Genomic DNA, 4,449 nt, shown 5'->3' on the forward strand with positions numbered 1-4,449 from the left:
ATGCCGTCGCCCTGGCGGCATAAGCCCGACGGTCAACCGAACCTTCAGCAGACCCAAGAATGAACCGCTGTGTTGTAGGAGGACGAGACCCATGAGCCATATCACCTCGATGATTGAAACTCACCCCAATACCACCAGTGATCTTGACGTAGCCAAGCTTGCGGACTGCATTGCTGCATGTTTCGAATGCGCCCAGACCTGCACCGCCTGTGCTGATGCCTGTCTGGGCGAGGAGATGGTCACCGAGCTGCGCAACTGCATTCGCCTCAACTTAGACTGCGCTGACGTGTGCACCGCGACTGGTCATCTGCTCAGTCGGCGCACCGGCAGTAATCTGGCCACCGTAAAGGCAGTGTTGGAAGCGTGTCGCATCGCGTGTGCGGAATGCGCCGCCGAGTGCGAAAAACACGCCGACATGCACGACCATTGCCGTATATGTGCTGAGGCCTGTCGACGCTGTGAACAGGCCTGCGCAGACCTGTTGGCAACCATTAGCTAAACCACCGTATCCAGCAGTCCAAAGGACCAGTCGAAACACCCCTTCGACTGGTCCTTTTGTCATTAGGGCTACTACCCCCACGACCATCGCCCATCACTGTGTTGTGGCCGTGGGTGCAGTACTCTGCTGGCCTGGTGGGCTAGTTGGGTCTTAGTTGTCGGGTTGGATTTCGCTTTCCACGACCCATTTGTGATTGGTCATCTCCATGCCGTCCATCTCGAAATCGACCATATAGACGGTTTCGTCAGTGGAGCGATCAATGGTGGCCTCGGCCCCGTCCATCCCGGACATGTGCTCGGCGTCTAAAACGACCTCGCGGCCAGGAGCAAGCGGCGCGTCGCCGGGGTCTTCGAGTTCTTCATGCACGACCCATTTATGGTCGGTCACCGGCTCGCCGCCATCGGTGGGAGTGTAGCTAACGGAGTAGGTCGTGGTATCAAATGCACCCGAGATCGTAGCGTCAGCGCCATCCATGCCGGGCATATGATCGGCATTCAACACGACGGTTTCACCGACTTCATATCTGGGATCGCTGGCTTCCTGGATCCCTTCGGGTGGTGGCCCACCGTCGGGGTCGTGTTCATGGGCGCTTGCCTCGTGATCTGAGGTATCGGAGGTTGTTTCGTCTTGGGTGGGGGTGGATTCTGGGGCTGCACGGTCGTCACCTGCTCCGGCACAGCTGGTCAGGGCCAGGGCTCCTACGGCGGCACCAAAGGCGAGTCGGGTCATCAGGGTCAGTTGGTTCATCAGTGCTCCTGTCGTGTGAACGCATCTCTGGACGGTTCTGGTCGGGCAAGGACCTCGTGGCGCAAGGATCATCTCACGCTGTGAGCCCTTAGCTTTTGGCATTGTGGGAGGGTCGGGTCCTGTGGTGACCATCCATTGAAATATACCCTATAGGGGTATAGGCTATCGTCGCAAGGATGCCTGAAAGGAGCATAGGAATGCATACCAGCGAGTTTTTGGTCCAGGGAATGAGTTGCGGTGGGTGCGAGGCCTCGGTTCGTAAGGCGGTCTCCCAGCTCCCTGCGGTGAGCGACGTCCAGGTCAGTGCCCAATCCGGTCGCTTGGCCCTCAGCGCCGAGGAACCGATTGATGATACGGCCGTGCTGGCTGCGATCGATACGGCAGGATACCGCGCGGCGACTATCTAGCGCGACACCATCTGCCAACCCACCGCCCTGAGGAGCCCACAGGCCCTCACCAGGCGCTACCCCTCGATTGATATCGCCCGGATCTTCGGTCACGGGACCGTTTCATGATCACTACTGCGGAAAGGAACCCGGCATGGTTGCACGCGACCACCACGGACACCACCCCAACGGCCATACGGCTCACGACCAGCCCCGGTCTGCTGAGGCCACCGGCACCGACCCGGACCATCACGCAGGCCACGACGGTGCCATGGATCATGATGGTCATGAGCATCATGACCATGCCTCGGGCGGGCACGGCCAGGAGGGCCAGCACCATGCCGGCCACGAAGCACACGGCGGACATGCCGGACATGGCCACGGGGACCATGGAGATCATGTCGGACAATTCCGGCGGTTGTTTTGGATCATGTTGGTGCTGGGGATTCCAGTGGTCGCGTTCAATCCGATGTTCGCCCACCTGCTGGGCTATCAACTCCCCGATGCCGCCTGGGTGTGGTGGGTCTCGCCGATCCTGGGCACGATCATCTATTTCTGGGGCGGGCAACCGTTTTTGACCGGGGCCGTCGCCGAGCTCCGGGCCCGCCAACCGGGCATGATGCTACTCATCGGGTTAGCCATCACGGTGGCCTTCATCGCCTCCTGGGGTGCGACCTTAGGCATCTTGGATCACGAGCTGAACTTCTGGTGGGAACTGGCCCTGTTAGTGGTCATCATGTTGTTAGGCCACTGGATTGAGATGCGATCCCTGGCCCAAACCACCTCAGCACTGGACTCCCTGGCCGCCTTGCTGCCGGATGAAGCCGAGAAGATCGACGGCGACGAGGTGGTCACCGTTGCTCCGGCTGAGCTGGTCGTCGGCGACGTGGTCATTGTGCGGCCTGGGGCGGCGGTCCCGGCTGATGGCCAGATCGTGAATGGTAGCGCCTCCATGGATGAGTCCATGGTCACCGGGGAATCCAGAACCGTCCGACGCGGGCTGGGCGATCCCGTGGTGGCCGGGACCGTGGCCACGGATTCCGGGCTGCGGGTCGAAGTCACCGCTATCGGCGATGACACCGCCCTGGCGGGGATCCAGAAACTCGTCGCCGATGCCCAAGCCTCCTCGTCCAAAGCCCAACGCATCGCTGATCGGGCGGCGGGCTGGTTGTTCTGGTTCGCCCTGGGTGCTGCGGTGCTGACCGCCCTGGTGTGGTCGATACTGGGGGCCCCCGATGCTGCTGTGGTGCGCACGATCACCGTATTAGTGATTGCCTGCCCCCATGCCCTGGGCCTAGCGATTCCTTTGGTAGTGTCCATTGCCACCGAACGCGCCGCCCGTGGCGGGGTATTGATCAAAGACCGCCTGGCGCTAGAGTCCATGCGCACCGTGGATGCGGTGCTTTTCGATAAAACCGGCACGCTGACCAAAGGCGAGCCCACCGTCACCGGGATCCACCCGGTCGGGGACCACACCGAAGATGACATCTTGGCGTTGGCTGCTGCTGCCGAAGCCGACAGCGAGCACCCCTTAGCCACCGCGATTGTTGGCGCTGCCCGGACCCGCGAACTCGACGTGCCTGCTGCCACCGATTTCTCCTCCTCGCCTGCCGTGGGGGTCAAAGCCACCGTCAACGAGACGGTCATCGAAGTCGGCGGCCCCTACCTGTTAGACCGGCATGGCCAAGCAGAATTATCCATCGCCCGGCAATGGCGCCAGGAGGGGGCCATCATCTTGCATGTGCTGGCCGACCGCCGGGTTATTGGTGCGCTGCGCTTAGCCGATGAAATCCGGCCCGAATCCCGTGACACCGTGGATGCCTTGCATGCCCACGGGGCCCAAGTCGTGATGATCACCGGAGACGCCCAAGCCGTAGCCGACACCGTGGCCCACGAGTTAGGCATTGACCGGGTCTTTGCCGGGGTCCGGCCCGAAGATAAAGCCGCCAAAGTCGCCGAACTCCAAGCCGAAGGCCGCAAAGTGGCCATGGTCGGTGATGGCGTCAACGACGCCCCGGCCCTAGCCCAGGCCGATGTCGGGATCGCCATTGGCGCTGGCACCGATGTGGCCATCGGCTCGGCCGGGGTCATTTTGGCCTCGTCCGATCCACGCTCAGTACTGTCAGTCTTTGAACTATCTCAGGCCAGCTACCGGAAAATGAAACAGAACCTGTGGTGGGCTGCCGGATACAATATCGCCGCCGTCCCCCTGGCCGCCGGGGTGCTGGCCCCCATCGGGTTTGTGCTCCCCATGAGCGTGGGGGCAATTTTGATGTCGGCCTCCACCGTGGTGGTGGCCCTCAATGCCCAGCTGCTACGCCGCTTGGATCTCACCCCCAAAGCAAGCACCACCAAAGCTCTGGCCCGGGCACCCGAAACCGTGGACGCCTAAGATCAGACACTGCTAGGACAACCCACCGGTGTGAAGCGCCCCAGGTTCTCTGCCGCTGTTATACGGGCTGTGGCTCACTGAGATTAACTGCGTAGTGAGCGCGTTCGTACTCTACCGGGGTGAGATTTCCCAGGGTCCCGTGGAGGCGGCGATTGTTCCACCAATCGACCCAGCCCGCGGTGGCGAACTCGACGTCTGCCAACTGCCGATAGGGCCCTTCATGGAAGACATCGGTACGAATGCACTCAGTCTTGAACAACCCAATGATGGACTCCATCAGGCTGTTGTCATAGGCATCACCGACCGTGCCGATCGAAGGGCGGATGCCTTCGATCTCTAGATGCTCGGTGAAACGCACTGACGTGTATTGGCCGTATTCAACCGGTGCTCGCAACAGTTGCCTGTTGGACTGAGCGTAGCTGATC

The 4,449-nt window shown here is 61.4% G+C and carries 5 protein-coding genes; 3 read left to right on the forward strand and 2 right to left on the reverse strand.

The window, feature by feature from the left end; all coding sequences use genetic code 11:
* Positions 1-91 precede the first annotated feature (91 nt).
* The gene (locus RH857_RS13320) at positions 92-499 is read left to right on the forward strand and encodes a four-helix bundle copper-binding protein (RefSeq protein WP_310538461.1); all 408 of its coding nucleotides are present in this window, start codon (positions 92-94) and stop codon (positions 497-499) included.
* A 150-nt stretch (positions 500-649) separates the two neighbouring features.
* Here the strand turns inward: RH857_RS13320 and RH857_RS13325 are convergent, their stop codons facing one another.
* A complete protein-coding gene (locus RH857_RS13325) occupies positions 650-1,246 on the reverse strand; it encodes a YdhK family protein (protein ID WP_310538462.1) in 597 nt (198 codons plus the stop codon).
* A 197-nt stretch (positions 1,247-1,443) separates the two neighbouring features.
* Here RH857_RS13325 and RH857_RS13330 point away from each other — a divergent pair, with 197 nt between their 5' ends.
* Positions 1,444-1,653, forward strand: a complete 210-nt coding sequence (locus RH857_RS13330) for a heavy-metal-associated domain-containing protein (RefSeq protein WP_310538463.1) — start codon at positions 1,444-1,446, stop codon at positions 1,651-1,653.
* Between the two features lie 133 nt (positions 1,654-1,786).
* Positions 1,787-4,024, forward strand: coding sequence for a heavy metal translocating P-type ATPase (locus tag RH857_RS13335; protein WP_374761177.1), 2,238 nt, complete (start codon positions 1,787-1,789; stop codon positions 4,022-4,024).
* Between the two features lie 58 nt (positions 4,025-4,082).
* Here RH857_RS13335 and RH857_RS13340 read toward each other — a convergent pair.
* A partial coding sequence (locus tag RH857_RS13340) for an integrase core domain-containing protein (protein WP_310538464.1) occupies positions 4,083-4,449 on the reverse strand: 367 nt, incomplete at its 5' end.

Source organism: Nesterenkonia flava, assembly GCF_031432335.1.
Lineage (GTDB): Bacteria > Actinomycetota > Actinomycetes > Actinomycetales > Micrococcaceae > Nesterenkonia > Nesterenkonia flava.